We start from the raw sequence: 17207 nt of genomic DNA on the forward strand, positions 1-17207 counted from the left end.
TTCGAATTATCACATATACCACATTGGTAGATAAGAATACAGGTGAAGTATGGTTGATAGAAATCTATGACAAATCAGAATTCTCAACCATCAAGACTGATGTCATAAAGAAAATGCTAAAAGAGTTGGGACTACAGGTCGGGGGTGTAAATTAAACTGTGTCAAGGCTTGTTCTTAACTTTCATTCCCACTCCCTGCTGGGGGCATGCCCCCAGCAGGGAAGCCTTTTCGGCTGCAAAGTTACATAATTTTAAATCTATCTCCAAATTTTATTGCCAATTGTTGAGAAAGTTGTCCCCAATTTGCCAGTGGCATAGTCCATTTCTTACGGATGTTGCGGTAAGCTAAGTACACAAGCTTCTCCAAAGAATTATCCGTAGGAAAGACCCCTTTAGTCTTTGTGACCTTTCTTACCTGTCTGTGATACCCCTCAACCGTATTGGTCGTATAAATGAGTTTACGGATGGCTGGAGTATATTGGAAATACTCTGTCAGACGTTCCCAATTGTCACGCCATGACTTGATGACAATTGGGTACATCTCTCCCCACTTAGACTCTAACAGGTCTAAATTAGCAGCAGCGGAGTCTTTGTTTACTGCACCATATACTGTTCTTAAATCCTTGATAAACTCCTTTTGATGCTTACTGCCAACATACTTGATAGAATTGCGTATCTGATGGACAATACAGAGCTGCACAGAACTCTCAGGAAATACGCTTTGGATGGCATCAGGGAAGCCTTTGAGACCATCAATACAACAAATCAAGAGGTCTCGAACACCACGGTTCTGAAGATCCGTAAGAACTTCTAGCCAGAAGTTAGCTCCTTCACTCTTAGACACATACATACCTAACAGTTCTTTTTGGCCTTCCATGTTGATACCAAGAATGTTGTAAATGGCTCGTGTGACAGCTCTGCCATTCTCATCCTTTACCTTATAATGGATAGCATCAAGCCAGCAAATGGCATATACAGGATCGAGCATGCGAGACTTCCAGGCGGTGATTTCGGGTAATACACGGTCTGTTATAGAGCTGATAGTATCGGCTGATAGAGTTGTGTTGAACTCACGCTCAAAGTAGCTGCTGATGTCACGTGTGCTGGTGCCCATGGCGTACATCTCAATAATCTGGTCTGCCATGCCATTGGCAAGAATAGTCTCACGCTTCTTTACGGTCTCAGGTTGGAAAGTTCCGTCTCGGTCACGAGGAGTCTCTATAGTGACCTCACCATATTTTGTTTGAACCTTCTTACTCATCTTACCATTACGACGGTTGCCGGAAGAGCGTTCCTCTTCACTTAAATGAGCATCCATCTCACCTTCGAGAGCTGAGTTGAGAATACGCTCTAACAATGGAGCTAATGCTCCGTCCTTGCCAAATAAGGCTTCACCACTACGCAACTGCTGAGCTGCTTTCTTGTAATCAATTTCTAAGTTGTCCATAATATAAAAACTGTGTTAAACTACTTTTATTGTAGCTTGACACAGTTTAATTTACACTCTTGCTTTTTTCCTACTTTCAAAAGGAATTTTCATTTCATATCCTTTATCAACAAAGCCAAAAGGATATACATTTGTTAATTGCTGATAGGTTTTGCTTACCAACGTTTCTTTCAACAAATGAGTTTCTTCCTTCTGAAGCATATAAAGGATTTGGGGCTTATCTGTAAATATAAAAGGCATATCCATCTTTATCCATGTAACGTTACGGTAGTGCTTCCCTGCCTTTCTCGTTGGACGATAGAAATAATCACTTTTAACTATGCCCCAAGCAACAATTGTAGAATTTGATGCACAAGCAATTATAACATCACCTCTTCTTAAAGAATTAGCAAAAGCATTATATGCAATAGGCCGACTATCAGTCCCCCGGCTACCAGGATTTTGACATTTATATTCCTTTTGGAAATCAACAAGTGAAGAATAAGACTTGAAATACTTAAAACCAGGAGCCTCCATTTGCATTTCATTTGCCAAAAACATTTTTTGCCAATTTTTATTTTTATAAAAGACAGAAGATCCCATCTTCCAAATCCAATAGCGCCCAGAAAATTTATAGGAATCCAATACTTCCAGCTGTAATTCTTCAACAGTCAAAGTATCAGCCTCCTCAAATATATCATCTGAGATACTAAAAGATTCAGAGGAAGTTACCAAACTCGCTTGATATATTTCCTCAGAAATTTTGTACTCTTCCATAAGCATCATTTCTTTATATTCTCAAACTTTGCTTTAGTCACATCAATATTACCTATAATAGGAATGATATTAATCAAGAAGCGTTGGTTCTGCTGCTCCACATCACGCCATGCCAAGAATTCTTGTGGGGTAACCTCGTTGATGGTCTTATACTTTGCCTCATTAGGATTCAATGTGATAGGATTTTCACCACCCTTATAGAAATAACGAGGAACACCACCTTCTCCACTACCAGCTACAATAATCTCACACTTACTATCAGCGTCATTCTCACTAGTATGTTGGAATAATCCACATCCTCCTTCCGAAACAGGATCTGTCCAGAATTTCCTTAAGAACTTTGCACGAAGAAATGAAAGCGTTTCATTATTTTGCCAATCATTATCATTGAAAGGTATCTTAGAAGATTGTCCCTCTATAACTACCAAGAACTTGATGTTTTTACTATCACTATTGGATTTTTCCAAATCGTAGATAATATTTTGAACCAACAAACCAGCCTGGCGGATGCTATCACGTTTCTCATCAGCTTTCCGCTTATCAGTCAAATCATACTTCAACTTACTACTAATATCATATTCTTTGTCTTGATAAGCAATACTCACCGTTAACGTATGCTTCAAATACAGAGTATCATAAGCATAATATCCGCTATTATCTATGGAATCAACGGTAGAATATACATCGATAATATCTTTGTACTCATTTACCAACATTTCCAACTGCCCTTCCTTCAACTTAAAGCGAGCATAAGAAACGGCAAACAATATGAGCATCACGGCAAACAAAGTTGTCATGATATCTACATAGCTTGGCCAAAATGATTCTTTATTTTTTCTACCTATATCCATTATTTTTTCCAAAATATTTTTCTAAACCATCCCTTTTTATTTGACTTTTCTTCCGCATCTATACCTTTATCCATAGAAGTCGGAGCAGCAGTTGGGCCATCTTCTGCTACAGTTACTTTAGAATGCTCTTCTAGAGAAGTATCAATCTGAGAACGAGAAATCGATTCGTTATTTACAGATTCATATACAGGAGAGTCCTTTTGCTGGACTCGCTGAATAACTTCCATCGCTTTTTGATCTCTTTCCTGCTCTTTTCTTATCTTTGCCAAAAGAGCTTCTTTTTCTGCTCGATCTTTCTCTGCTTGGATTCTTGCTAACTCTATAATTTTTTGCTTCTCTCGCTCAGCTTCTTCCGCCTTACGATTAGCCTCTTCTTTTTCACGCTGTGCTCTATCCACTGCGGTATTGGAATTATTGCTAAACCAACCACCTTTCTTATTATCTTCCTGAATTGCACTAATAGCATTCAATTCTGTATGAATTTTAGAAAGAGTTCTCATCAATTGGTTGCCATCAACTGGATTACGCATAAGCTGTTCCAACATCTGAGAAATATCATTCAGCTTCTTCAAAGAAGAGAATTCACTTCTTATCTCATCAATAGACAACTTCTTGTCTATAGCCTCAACAAACTCACGTTTACGCTGTTCCAGTTCTTTCTTTCGTTCCTGAAGCATTTTCTCGTAATCATCAAGATAAGAATCAAGGGCTTCATTATACTTCTGCATAACACGTCCCATCTCCTTTTTCTGCTCCTCGAAATATATCTCCAGTTTTTTACTAGCAGTATCAGAGTAATTTTCGGCTACTTTTTGTTTACTTCTAATAGCAGAAATATTCTCTTTAATTTGCTCTACCAAAGCACTACCAACCATCTGAGTATGTGCTATGTTCTCACCAAGTCCATTAATATTTGCCTCAAACTTAGTAATTCTGTCAAGAATAGAGTTGATTTCTGCTGCAACTTGCTTTGGTACTTGCAGAGATTCATTGAAATCTTTTTGAAGATTAATGGTTTCCTGTGCTGCAATCAACATCAGTCTTCTTGCTCTTTCAAACTGATCAAGAGAACCCGTTATTTCCCCAAAACGTTTGGATGCCTCAACAAAAGCGTCCATACCCCTTATCAATTGATTACTCTTTATTGTTGCAAGCAATTCACCCTGAAGTTCAATGTTCTTATTGACTTTATTCATATTTTGTCCCATTGTGTCAACAGCAGAAGCCACAACTTGCACACTCTGACGGAATTCATTACCGAATGCACCTGTCACATTCTTGAAGGCATCTTTAAACTCTACTATCACTTTCGAGAATGTAGGTTCAAACTGATCAATAGTCTCATGAAGCTTACCTATAGCCTCAACCATACTGACATCAACAGATGGCATCAACTCGTTCTGTACCCACTCATAAAATTCATTCTTGTCTCTATCGATTTGATTAGTCGCCTCGCTAGCCGCACGGTGGCTCGATATCAATCTAGAAATTCCACACCAACTAGTAATCATCGATACTAACACTCCGGCTATCAAACTCTGAATGTTCGCATCCGTAATTTCACCAGAATACCATGTTCCTCCAAGAAACATTAACAATCCGATAAAAACACCAGCAAAGGTACCCATCAAACCTATATGTGTAGGAAAGGACAACTTTGAAGTTGCGATTTCATACAACATAGAGATTCGACGTTCCGTCTTGTTTTGAATAATCGAAAATGCAACGGTTCCCTTACTTTTTCGTATATACGCATTAATGTCCTGTATTAGACTTTTCAATTCTGCGTCATCATTTGCTACATTTTTAATGACAACACTCATTGTAGACTTATCCGTATCAGCGTCAACCGTTATACTATCATAAGTTGAATATCCTTCCTTCTTCGAAAAAAAGTTTTTTAAATGCTCTATTGCTTCCATGTTTATATGGTACTCTTTGGTTTGTTTTACAATAAACCATATTGCCATACAAATAGAGATACTTAAAGAAAGAGCCAACTGTACAATATATTCTGCATCCATACTAAACTATTGTTGTAAGTTCGAAAATTTTATCAATAACAGGAATAAAGAATACTGCATCATAGCATACATCATCGTCATTAGTATATTTCTCTTTTACATCTGAACGATAATGGGTACTAAGATTCTCATCATATTCCAATTTTACATTATTCTTGAAGAGATTCAAATCAACCGAATTGTCAACGACTCCATGTCTCTTCAATATATCAAGGACAGAGCAATACAAGTCATTCATCTCTTTATATTTTTCTAACAATCCAGACTGTAACGACGGATCATTATTCATCTGTCCAACATTCTCATACTCTTTATCAACACCATGGTATATCAAGTTTGGTGCTTCAACAGCACTTTTTGAACGATACAGTCCACCATAACAAGTACTTTCTTTTCGAGTCTTAGGCATCACGACATGAATCATTTCAACTTGTCCATATACTTTCGAGAAAATAGCTGTTACAATATTCTCTATCAAAGTCACATCTTCCGTAATGAAGTTATCAATGTAACGACTACCGTTACCACTGAACACAACAGAACGTGGATATGCATATTTTTCAAACTTATACATCTTGGCAACATAATACATAATTGCCGTAAAATGGTAAGCAAACAATGGCAAATAATCATTGTGCAAACGATCCATAATGTCATTACTCTTGCTATTACTCAACCAGAAATTAATAATATCAGTTGTAGAACATTGCTTATTAGCTTTCATCTCTGATTCCAAAAGACGAAGCTTATCATTCTTGCCCCAATTCAAGGTGCCAATGTATTTCTGATAGATACCATTTGCTCTGATATTATCAAATTCCTTATGACCATTACCCCATAATATATCACAACCAAAATGAACAGAAGATGCAGCAACAGGCTTGTTCTCATTAAAATACACATAATCAGTTGAGCCTCCACCTATATCAACAATCATTACAGAATCAGTGTTCTTTACATAATCCATCTTCTTGAAATAATAGTATGGAGCCTCAGATTCTGTATAACAAGTCACATCACCTGTAAACAGAATCTCTTGAGCTAAATTCTTCCAACATCTTTCATAGATACGCTTAGAATTTCCTGAAAAACTTAATGGTCTAAACCATATTAAGCTTGTTTGGTTCAACACACCATTATGCTGTAAAATATCACACTTGATAATCAAAAGTAGTTCTTGAATGAATAGTTTGATACAATCTTCATTCTCTTCCCATTTGACATCGGTCTTACATTCCTGGAATGTAGTCTCCATCATCTTCTCATAGAAGAATGCAATATTATGGTTATCAAATAATTTCGGTTGTTCTACTATATTACGAGCCTTACAGATTGCAGTACGGATTGGGAATTTATAATCCACTCCATCTATAAATGGAGGTACAAATTCTGTCTTCATCATATCACATACAGGTTCTCCCATAGAGTCTTCTATATTTGCAACTTCTGAATACTGCGCATTACTGTCATTATCATGTAGATAAGAAACCATACTCTCTTTCATTGCAAACATTTCAGGAACATCATTAGCATTATTATCCGTTCTGGAAATAAACGTATTAGATGTACCCAAATCAATAGCATAAGTATAACTATTATTGGTACGTTGGGCCTTTCTCCATTGAGGCAACAAGAAGCCACAATCTGTACCAATAGTTAGCTTCATCGCATCAAAAGCTGTATTGAACAACTCATAATACTTCGTACTGCAAGCTAATGCACCAGCACCAGAACCTTGTTTAGAACGTACAACAGGTGCTTCAACACCATTTTGGGCACGCTCTGCATCAGCCTCATTTATCTTAACATAATTACCGACAGCATCCTTTTTGTAGAATCCAAGAGCAGTATCTTCAATCTTCAAAGTATGCCATTCACCTTCACCATTATTATTGTCAGCAACCGCCAATGCCAATTTGAAATAATTATTCTCAGTATCTACAGGTGACAATATATTAGGAAACAATCCTACATTTACGGAATGGTTATCCTTGGAAAGATCACGAATTTCATCCTGTTCACTGTATTCTTTCAAATACTCATCACCTTTATACCTAAACTTAACAACAACACTATATGGCTTAACTTGACAGACGCACTCTGCCAAGCCTTGATCCAAATAGGACAAAGCTTCGCTCTTTAATGGCAGAAGATAATCATACGTACGCTCATTAACTTCGCGCTCATACTTTATACCTACGAAATTCTTTCGGTTCAAGCGATAAGGAAGTTTAATAAGTGTTGGCAAAAAGAAATCATTAACATCAGTCTCATCATTATACCCTATCTTCAATCCATTGATAATCAATTCTGAATTGAACAACGTCAGAACTTCATTCGTTTTTATAGAATAGTTATTTTTTACGTCAGGATCATTTTTTAATTCACGGATATAATCTCGCAAATAATCATATCGGCTATCTAGACTAGAACCACTAAACAGCTGATACATATAATTTTTGAAATCCTTATCTCTATTCTCCAACAAGAGTATATCACGAAAATACTGTCCGTTTGTTTTACGATCAATTTTCAGAGACTCATACAAACTTCCTTGAAACTTAATTGACGATGTATTATTCTTAGATACATCCAATTTATCCATATCTGGCGGAGTCACAAATCCCGTCATAGGAGAACTGGTGCCAAGAAGATATTCCTTGCCATTCTTCTCTAGAATAACAAAGAACAATTTATCTTCCTTTATATCTTCATCATAAATAGAATTAAGAGCATTATACAAGATAGGAACTCTATCATGAAGTTCCTTCATTTCCTCTGCTTTATTCCACTCTTTAACAACAACTTTAACGTTATTTCCCCATTGATTTTCATGATACTTTTTATTAAAAAGAATCTCAAAGACATCAAGACAATCAGAAACTAATCTAGTATAAGCCAAACCAGCATGAACTGAAGGATTACGCTTTTCCTCTGTTAGTCGGCGAAAAGCCTCTTGCACGACAAAAAAGCGCGCAAAAGGTGTTGGCAAAGAATTCAAAGCACCACTATTATCAGTGCGCTGTTCCTTGACATCATCCAGCCTGCTTGCTTGAATACCTGTATCCTGGGGAGTCCATACAGTTCCTTGAATACCACGGTCTATTATATTTAAATCTATACTTGCCATATTTATTTTATTTTCTGAGTGAAAGTATTTATTGCCTCATAGGCATATTCCAGGAAATTTCGAACTCTATTGTTGTTTGTTATTCCCTTATTTGAACTCTTGATCATTTCCAACAAATAGTAAGAATCATCCTTAGCCTCTAGCTCTACACTATTCTTAATGATATTAACCATGTTAGATGGATTAATATCTGCAATAGGTGCAAACGCCCTCTTCTTTGCAGACAACTCGGAATACCATTTTTCAAAAGACTCCGAGAAAGAAATCACCTTAGAAAGAGAACCCTTATAGAAACTAGTATCAAAACCACGACTTTGCTTCAATGGGAAATACTTTTCATTTGGCAACACTTTTAATAATGTATTCAATATACAATAGTCTGCAATACACTTAACCAAAGAAGCATATCCACTACCAGCAGAGGCCAAATCCAAGGATGCGACATCATTCTCTATTGCACGAGTCAGATACTGTCTTTGCTGAGGCTTGGAACGCTGCAAGAAATCAAACAAAGCTGTAGCAGCAACAAGTTCAGTAAAGTTCGCCTCATCTGGTTGAGTCTTCTCGTTATTCTCATGAAATGCCTGCAAGGTTGTCTCGCCTACATAATAGAGCAAGTCAGACTTCACTGTATGCTCATAGTATGTAAGTGCAGCCTTCGCCTTTGTCATGAAATTTGCAGAATCAATTTTACTATCATTCTTCTTCGGATCAGTCAAGCCATAATATGGCAATACCGTTACTGCACCCATAAATACATCAGATACCGTCTGGGAATCAACTGTATTTCTAATTTTTCTTTCCAAAAGCGGATAGCCTGACGCTCCTGTACCACCAAAAATAGAACTTATGATGAAAACACGATCTTCTTCTCCACAATGAGTTTTGAATGCATTATACCATGAAGCACCTTCCAACATTTCTTGAAGTACAACCGTTCCCACATTAGGATTACCTCTGAAACCGACAGACAAATGATTATTCAGATTCTCCTTCGAATACAAAGTCTGTATCAAGAAATTATTAATACTCTTTGTATCAAGATTACCAACATTCAAAAATTCAGCATAAGAACGATTTTCGCCCGCAGCTTTGTTGGTATTATTAGTTTGAGTATCCAAAGTATTAATAAGAGTCATTTCTGCCTCAAAGAATCCCTTTGGACTTTTTCTGTCCTCAGATGCCTCTTGATGAATCTCTACATATTTGTCTATCAGAGTTTGCAGATTTTTCTTTTCATCTAAATCCAAATGTGGATCAACAATTATAGGAACCACGGTAAAGCCATTGGTATCCATACCAGCAGCCATCAGCATCGTGATACTTTTCATCACACGCTCGCCAGTTCCACCTATGCAAAAAACAAAAACTTTCTTCATACTATAAAACTATTTTTATAAATAGCGATATGCATTGGTTTTACCCCATTTGCACCACCCCCAAGAAAAGATCCAATATGTTACTACAGCTAATACTGCATTTGCTAATGCTACTTTTAATTCTATCATCAATGTTCCATTTAATTTTGGAGTAGCAAAGCCCATTGCAATACCTATTGTTATTACGAAACCTAAAATTGCACTTACAGCAAGAAAACGCCACCAATACTTAGGCAAATAATGACGCCCTGGTTGATTATTAAAAGGTATATAATAATAAACAACGACTCCTATAGCTGCTACAATCGTCAGAATAAAAAAGACGATCGAGGCATCATCAAGTTTGCTCCAAAACAAACTAGCATTGGTACGCATAGCATCCCCCTCAAAAGATTGAAGAAAGGATGCTTTAGTGCCAATTAATGGCTGATATAACTTTATGAAATGCATAATTATAAACTATTTTTCGATATTAAAATATAATTTGGCTCAGGTTGGTGGTTTACAACCCCACCATGAGCAATACCTAGCAAAAAATTCATTAAAGAATAAGATGTAGTCACATCATTCTGTCCCTTAGAATCATCCAAGAATTTTCCCATTACATTACGCTCCACATATGGTATTGTTATATTCCACTCTAACACTTCCATATCAGCAACCATATTAGATACTTTGAGGTTAATTGTTGCAACTACAGAACGTTTCAATTCTAAATTTACGTTATTACATTCTTCAACTTCAATATTTTCAACAGTCACTTTAGAGCCATATAAAGATTTACAGATAAAATACTGTTTTAGGACATCCTTATTAGCCATTAGCCATCTAAATGATTCCAGATGTAATTTCAAAGATAGAGTACACTCATCAACCGATTCTCCATAACCATAAAAAGTTGGGGAACCTGTTAGTTGAGCAACGTTTTTGGGCTCATCAAAAGTATAAGGACAAGCCCCATATTTATATCCAATTTCAAGATTGTCAACAAATCGTTTCTGTCTTTGCAACATAATAGCAATTCCATTTCGAACCGCAGACACCTTATTTTGCTCACCTATAATCAAATAGTAATAAGGCGATACATCAGTAACAACGCTACCATCTTTGCTTATATAATTAGAAGTTGCGCATACCAACGAATAAGCCTTTTGAGAGTCTCCTGCTATTCGTGCTATTTCTGCAGAATATTGAGTCAACAATACATTTGGAGCTGCCGAACCAACAGGACTATACTTCATATCAGAAATAAGAACAGCCACATCATTTTTTTTCAATCGACTAACAATATTTCGCAACATAACAGGAACTTGCGTAGAAGCATTACATTCCAGCGCACCAGTATTCATTGCAGTTTGGAATTGAGCTAGAGACAACTGTCCTGCTACTCCTCCACTATTGGTCATAATATTCACATCCTTTGTTACAGGAGAATAATAACTCATTATTTCATAAACATCCTGCTTAAAACTAGTAGGTTGACCAGCTCTAAAAAAGCCATTCATACTACCAGAAGATTCTATATAAAAATGAATAACAGAATTATAATCAAGCTTTGCAAAAGAAGGTTTCTTAATTAGTGTTCCTTCCCCTGTAAAATGTGGGTCGTTAAGAGTATTCAAACTGTCACAACAAGCGCTAATAGTCATTAAGGCTAACAGTGCTAATGCATAATCACGTAATTTATGAAAGACTTTCTTCATAACACTATTATTTGTTTTGGTTTAAAATGGAAAAAGCGTGGAACTATTGTATGTCACAAATATTGAGGTTGTGGTAGAACCCATCTGCATGCAACAAACAATAGCCCACGCTTAGGGGTATATTATCCCCTTTACAAAAGGGTACAATAATCCTATGCGTGAGCAGTATTGCTTATCATCCTGCAGATTTTGAAACTACCACATTTCAATATTAGGATAACGTCAATACGCTCTTTAATTCGAGTCTTCATCACGCCCGTTCTTTTCCGTTCGCTCAAACTCTACCGCAAAAGTAACAATTATTATCGAAACAACAAAACTTTTAGCTAAAAAGTTTCGAAAAAAGTTGTGTTATGGGGAATTATAATAAAAAGGAGGGGTATCAGCAGCACATGATTCTTTCAACAAAAGGGAGGAAGTTTAGAAGGAAGTACGCAAGCGATAAAGAACCAACAATTATACGCACGTATAAATCTTTTTTCTCGAAAAAAGTATCAAAGTCTCATTTTTAGACATAAAATAAGAGTTATATCTTTAATACACAGAACTTTATCACGAATGATACTTCTCTAAAAATGAAGAAAGAAGTATCATCGAAGTATCATAAATTAGCGAGAAGTATCATGATTTTCTTGCTTGCATCGAAAAAAAATGCTTTATGAAGTGATAATAATAGCATTTTTAAGGCAATAAACAGGATGTTTTTGCGTTTAGTAAAACAGAATGTTTTATTCTTAATACTTAAGAAACATGGATGAAAAGGAATTACTGAAAAAGGCTTTTGAGTACGGAAACGTACCTAGCAACATCACCTACTGTTTCATCGAACCATGTCCGATGAAAAACAAATGTATCCACTATCTATCTGCACTCTACAAAAACGAGAAGACTGATAGAGGGGATGCCATCTTCCCAAATGCCCTGAAAAATGGGAATTGCAAGTACTTCGCTCCGCTGCGTGTCGTGAAAATGGCATGGGGATTCGACAAACTCTTTGCCGAAATGAAAGTGAAAGACGCTCCTGCACTGCGCGCCGAAATGAGAGACCACCTCGGCAGCAAAGGACAATACTACCGTTACAAACTGGGACAACTGAAACTCCTGCCGGAACAACAGGCATATATCAAACAGCTCTTCGCCAGATACGGATATAAAGATGTTGAATTCGACCATTTCTCAGAAGAGATTGATTTCACTAAAAGCTAATCTTTTTCTCTGCCCTCCAGATGTTCCAGCCATGCCATTTAAACGGTCCCACAGAGAACACGTGACGGGCTACCGGTGAACACGTGACGGGCTACTGGAGAACAAGTGACGGGCAGCCATTGCCCGTACAACGGGAAACGAGTGCCCAATTTACCAACCAAACTTTGGGCAACGCTGATAAGATTTTATAGTTTATAGTTGACAGTTTATGATTAATAGTTAACAAACAAACATCCTAATCAATATATTCAATGAAGGTAACAATCGTTCATACAAACAACAAGAAGCAGCTCCTCGTCAGCACCAAGACGATGGAGAAGTTGCTGCAACGTATCGCAAAAGATGACAGCAGACTTACTGTTACCCATTTCCGCGAATACGTGACCTATATGGAAAGCGGCTACGAATATTACAAGGATATGCCAACATGGATGCACATCTACCCCGCTGCTGAATTCGCCAAAGACGAAAACAACAACCTGAAGATGAAGGCGTGCAACGGTATCCTGATGCTGAAATTCGGAAATATTACGGATGTGGACGGCGTGGAGGGCGTGAAGCGCTCGGTTGCCATGCTGCCTTCTACCTTTGCTGCGCTGGAAGGTGCTGATGGTAAGTCGGTTATCGTATTGGTAAAATTCAGCAATGAAGATGACTTGCTGCCTGCTGAGGAGGCGGATGCCGAACGACTTTACCGCATCGCTTACCAGCAGATTTTGCCTGTATATCAGGCGATTGCCAAGGCTTCAGTGCTCACAGACGGGCCGAAACCTTCTATAGAAGCGGGCGCAAACCTGTCTTTTGAGCCTTCGATGCACAACAGTTTTATGATGACGCTTGATGCGAAACCTTATTTCAACAGTAAGGCGGTAGCGATGAAAATTGACAGCAACATGCACCCTCAGAACCAGGCTTTCAACACGGAAGATAATCAGCAGATGATTCCTGGTTCCGATACTTCGGAAGAAGAAAAGAAAGTTGACAAGAACAGCGTTCGCGAGAATATCATGAGCATGATGCAGCTGCTGAAAAGTAAATATAACTTCAGATACAACACGGTGATGAAATTCGTGGAATACATGCCGAAGGAGAAGGGTTGGTATGGTTTCCAGCCTGTGGATCCGAGAGTACAGAAGCGCATGACGCTGGAGGTGCAGCTCGCTGACATCCGAGTGAGCATTAAGGATGTCAGGAATTTTCTGGAGTCTGATTATATCAAGAATTATAATCCGATAGATGAATATCTCTTCCAATGCTACGACAAATGGGACGGAAAGGACCATATACGTGCCTTGGCTCGTACGGTTCCTACCAACAATCCTTACTGGGCAGACTGGTTCTACACCTGGTTCCTGGGCATGGTTGACCAGTGGCGCGGCTTTACCCATCGCCAGTATGGCAACTCAGTGGCTCCGCTTCTCATTTCCAAGCAGGGTTACAACAAGAGTACTTTCTGTCGCCGGCTGTTACCGCCGGAACTGCAGTGGGGATATAACGATAATCTGATTCTGTCAGAAAAACGTCAGGTTTATCAGGCGATGGCGCAGTTTATGGTCATCAATCTCGATGAGTTCAACCAGATTTCGCCACAGGTGCAGCAGGGATTCCTGAAGAATCTCATCCAGTTGCCTACGCTGAAATACAAGCCTCCGTATGGCAGTCATGTCATGGAATTTCCTCGTCTCGCCTCGTTCATCGCCACGAGCAACATCACGGATATTCTCACCGATCCATCCGGCAACCGAAGGTTCATAGGCGTGGAACTGACGGGACCAATCGATGTGAGTGTGCGTCCGAACTATCAGCAACTTTTCGCCCAGGCGCTGACCGCCCTGCACAATGGCGAGAAGAGTTATTTTGATGCGGAACAGGTGAAGTTGATTATGAAGAACAACTGCCAGTTTGAGGTGGCTGAGCCGATAGACCAGTATTTCCAGCTCTATTTTGATTTGGTTGAGAATGAGAAAGAGGGTGAATATCTGACTGCCGCCGAGATTTTCGACTATCTGAAAAAGCAGATAGGTTCATCGCTCAAGGTGAACAGTTTGATGGGATTCGGCAGAAAACTGGCGAATATGAGTGAGTTAAAACATAAGAGATTTGCTGATGGAATGAAGTATCTTGTAAAGAAAAAGTGAAATAATGATACTTCTATGATACTTTAATGAGACTTCTCGGTACCAAAACCGAGAAGTCTCATTTCTTTTATCTTATTATCTATCAAGTCTTTAAGTCGACATTTTCAATAGAGAATGAGACTTTGAGACTTTTTCTCAAAAAAAACTTTTTCACGTAAGAGAGAAAGCTTTTGCCCTTACAGGGCGACAGGCTTGCATCCATCATTACCCAGGGTGTTGCCCTGGGCTAAGAGCTTCTGCCCTTTCAGGGCGTGTGGGGTTTACATCTAAAAATGCTTATCCTTTAGATAGCATAAAGGAAGGTGCGGATGAACCAGTAGCAAACGATACCTGCGATGTAACCTACGAAAGCAATCCAGGAGATATGCTTCATATACCAGCCGAAGGTAATCTTCTCCAAGCCCATTACTACCACACCTGCAGCACTACCGATAATCAGCATTGAACCTCCTACACCGGCACAGTAGGCCAGCAACTGCCAGAAGACGCCATCCACAGCCATATCACCAACAGCTGCCACAGGATACATTCCCATACATCCGGCTACCAGAGGCACATTGTCAACAATACTTGAAAGCACACCGATGATACCAGTAACCAGGTAGTGGTTGCCATCGAATACGACGTTCAAGCCCTGACCCAAAGCAGTCAACACACCAATTTCAGCCAGGCAGGATACTGCCATCAGAATACCGAGGAAGAAGAGAATGGTACTCATATCTACACGAGAAAGCAACTTGGTTACTCGCTTCTGAGTGCCCTCGGCATCAGCTCCACGATGCAAACTGCGATAGAAAACTTCGGTAGCAGTCCAGAGAACGCCCAATACAAGGAGGATTCCTACGAATGGAGGCAAGTGGGTGATACTCTTGAAGATAGGAACGAAGATCAAACCGCCTACTCCCAACCAGAACACAGCCTTGCGCTGACCTTCGGTGAAATCGCTGACCGATGCATTCTGCTGGGCAGAAACCTCAGGCATCACGAGTTCGCCCTTCAACATGGTCTGAAGGATGAGGGCTGGAATCACCATGGAAACTACAGACGGGATGAAGATTTCGGCGATAACGCCGGCTGCAGTAATCAGTCCCTTGTTCCAGAGCATGATGGTGGTAACGTCGCCGATTGGTGAGAAGGCACCACCCGAATTGGCAGCGATGATGACGAGAGATGCATAAACCATGCGATCCTTGTGGTCGGTGACGAGCTTTCGGAGAATCATGATCATCACGATACTGGTGGTCAGATTGTCGAGGATTGCCGATAGGAAGAAGGTAAGGATAGCGATACGCCAGAGGAGCGCACGCTTCGACTTGGTCTTCATCACCTTGCGAACCCAGTTGAATCCGCCGTTCTGGTCCACGATTTCCACGATGGTCATCGCACCCATCAGGAAGAAGAGTGTTGTGGCGGTATCGCCCAGATGTTCCTGGATGATTCCGGTCACCTTCTCCACCATTCCAGCAGCACCGCCTGTATAATCAGGGTGCATCAACTGGAGATACTGCATTGGATCCATCATGTAGAGGGTCCAACAACCTACCAACATCAACAGGGCAATTGCTGCCTTGTTTACCTTTGTCAAGCTTTCGGTAGCTATGAGTGCATAGCCGAGCACGAAAACGACAATAATAGAAATTGTAAGTGTAGTCATTACTTTTTATTTATTATTAGATATTTTTTCCTTTATGTATGATTTGGTACCCACAATTGCCAAACGGATGCAAAGGTACAAAAAGAAAAGCAATAACCACACGATTCCTTATTATAATTGTATGAAATCGTTTACTTAATTACGGATTTAACCTAATAATAACCGATTTCGCCCAGTATGGTTGAGGCATTTCATATTTTTATTGCTCTGAAGATATAGGAGCAAACAAAGTTACTTTTTGCGAAGTTGCCACTCTGTATGTCCAGTAGAGGCTGCTCTCTTCGGGGAAGGTATCCATGTATTCATTGAGAGAAGCCAAATGCCTGGATAGAGCCTTCTCATCATACTTACCTACTGTAAACGACAGAAGATATTTGCCATTGTCTTTTAGATTAACAGACTTTAGGTGGCTGATAGCCTCAGCTATGTCGTCTTGATATTCATACGAATAGACAGATACCACATTCTTTCCTCTGATGATATCGGAGAAACTTCTGAAATCAAAGCCTACCATACCATGAATCTCCACATTCTCCTTATACATCTGCAAGAAGTGCTTCAATTCCATGTATGTATTAGAGCCTGGATTTTGCTGGAAAGACAAGATAGAGTCGATATCGGATTCATCCTTGATGCAGAGTTCCGGAGTCATTTTTACGACTACATTCTTTCTGGCACGTTCGTGGTTCTCCAATACCTGATGAATATGTTCTGCTCCTTCGGCAGTAGATACCACTACCATATTGATAAGTGTGCAAGAATGGTTCTCGATGGAATATATTCCATCTGAGCGAAGCTGATTGATAGCTTGCTGACTAACATCGTCAGCAGCTATCAGCAGCAATGAATCAAATGCGATTTCTTTCTTTTACCTTTGCACCCAGGAATCAAGTTAGGATATTTGGTTAATGGGTGTTAAG

Annotated in this window: 12 protein-coding genes; 2 read left to right on the top strand and 10 right to left on the bottom strand. The window is 39.1% G+C overall.

Going from position 1 to position 17207, the window contains the following annotated elements; genetic code table 11:
- Positions 1–240: 240 nt before the first annotated feature.
- Genes F7D47_RS05070 through F7D47_RS05105 form a run of 8 tightly spaced genes read right to left on the bottom strand, consistent with a single transcriptional unit; the run spans position 241 to position 11289 of the window.
- Positions 241–1446 carry an IS256 family transposase gene (locus F7D47_RS05070; RefSeq protein WP_153084989.1) on the bottom strand — a complete coding sequence of 402 codons (1206 nt, stop codon included), beginning with the start codon at positions 1444–1446 and terminating at the stop codon, positions 241–243.
- A 51-nt stretch (positions 1447–1497) separates the two neighbouring features.
- On the bottom strand, positions 1498–2202 hold the full coding sequence (locus F7D47_RS05075) for a hypothetical protein (RefSeq protein ID WP_153084990.1): 705 nt from the start codon (positions 2200–2202) through the stop codon (positions 1498–1500).
- A gap of 5 nt (positions 2203–2207) precedes the next feature.
- Positions 2208–3053 carry a hypothetical protein gene (locus F7D47_RS05080; RefSeq protein ID WP_117695388.1) on the bottom strand — a complete coding sequence of 282 codons (846 nt, stop codon included), beginning with the start codon at positions 3051–3053 and terminating at the stop codon, positions 2208–2210.
- Positions 3053–5077, bottom strand: coding sequence for a hypothetical protein (locus F7D47_RS05085; protein ID WP_153084991.1), 2025 nt, complete (start codon positions 5075–5077; stop codon positions 3053–3055). Before F7D47_RS05085 ends, F7D47_RS05080 begins: the two co-directional genes overlap by 1 nt.
- A 1-nt stretch (position 5078) precedes the next feature.
- A complete protein-coding gene (locus tag F7D47_RS05090; protein WP_153084992.1) occupies positions 5079–8207 on the bottom strand; it encodes a hypothetical protein in 3129 nt (1042 codons plus the stop codon).
- A gap of 2 nt (positions 8208–8209) precedes the next feature.
- Positions 8210–9586: a hypothetical protein gene (locus F7D47_RS05095; RefSeq protein WP_153084993.1), complete on the bottom strand. Its 1377-nt coding sequence runs from the start codon at positions 9584–9586 to the stop codon at positions 8210–8212.
- Positions 9587–9601: 15 nt separating this feature from the next.
- Complete coding sequence (locus tag F7D47_RS05100) at positions 9602–10036, bottom strand: hypothetical protein (RefSeq protein ID WP_153084994.1); 435 nt, start codon at positions 10034–10036, stop codon at positions 9602–9604.
- A gap of 2 nt (positions 10037–10038) precedes the next feature.
- The gene (locus F7D47_RS05105) at positions 10039–11289 is read right to left on the bottom strand and encodes a hypothetical protein (protein ID WP_153084995.1); all 1251 of its coding nucleotides are present in this window, start codon (positions 11287–11289) and stop codon (positions 10039–10041) included.
- Between the two features lie 750 nt (positions 11290–12039).
- Between F7D47_RS05105 and F7D47_RS05110 the strand changes: the two genes are divergently transcribed.
- Together F7D47_RS05110 and F7D47_RS05115 are read left to right on the top strand one after the other, a co-directional pair.
- Positions 12040–12495 (top strand): DUF6078 family protein, encoded by a 456-nt coding sequence (locus F7D47_RS05110; protein WP_153084996.1) that lies wholly within the window; start codon positions 12040–12042, stop codon positions 12493–12495.
- 251 nt (positions 12496–12746) lie between these two features.
- Positions 12747–14633: a VapE domain-containing protein gene (locus F7D47_RS05115; protein ID WP_153084997.1), complete on the top strand. Its 1887-nt coding sequence runs from the start codon at positions 12747–12749 to the stop codon at positions 14631–14633.
- A gap of 283 nt (positions 14634–14916) precedes the next feature.
- On the opposite strand, the gene nhaD is transcribed toward F7D47_RS05115, so the two are convergent.
- Positions 14917–16287 carry a sodium:proton antiporter NhaD gene (gene nhaD, locus F7D47_RS05120; RefSeq protein WP_153084998.1) on the bottom strand — a complete coding sequence of 457 codons (1371 nt, stop codon included), beginning with the start codon at positions 16285–16287 and terminating at the stop codon, positions 14917–14919.
- Between the two features lie 199 nt (positions 16288–16486).
- Positions 16487–17131: a hypothetical protein gene (locus F7D47_RS05125; RefSeq protein WP_153084999.1), complete on the bottom strand. Its 645-nt coding sequence runs from the start codon at positions 17129–17131 to the stop codon at positions 16487–16489.
- Positions 17132–17207: the final 76 nt, after the last annotated feature.

The organism is Segatella copri (assembly GCF_009494835.1).
Classification (GTDB): domain Bacteria; phylum Bacteroidota; class Bacteroidia; order Bacteroidales; family Bacteroidaceae; genus Prevotella; species Prevotella copri_F.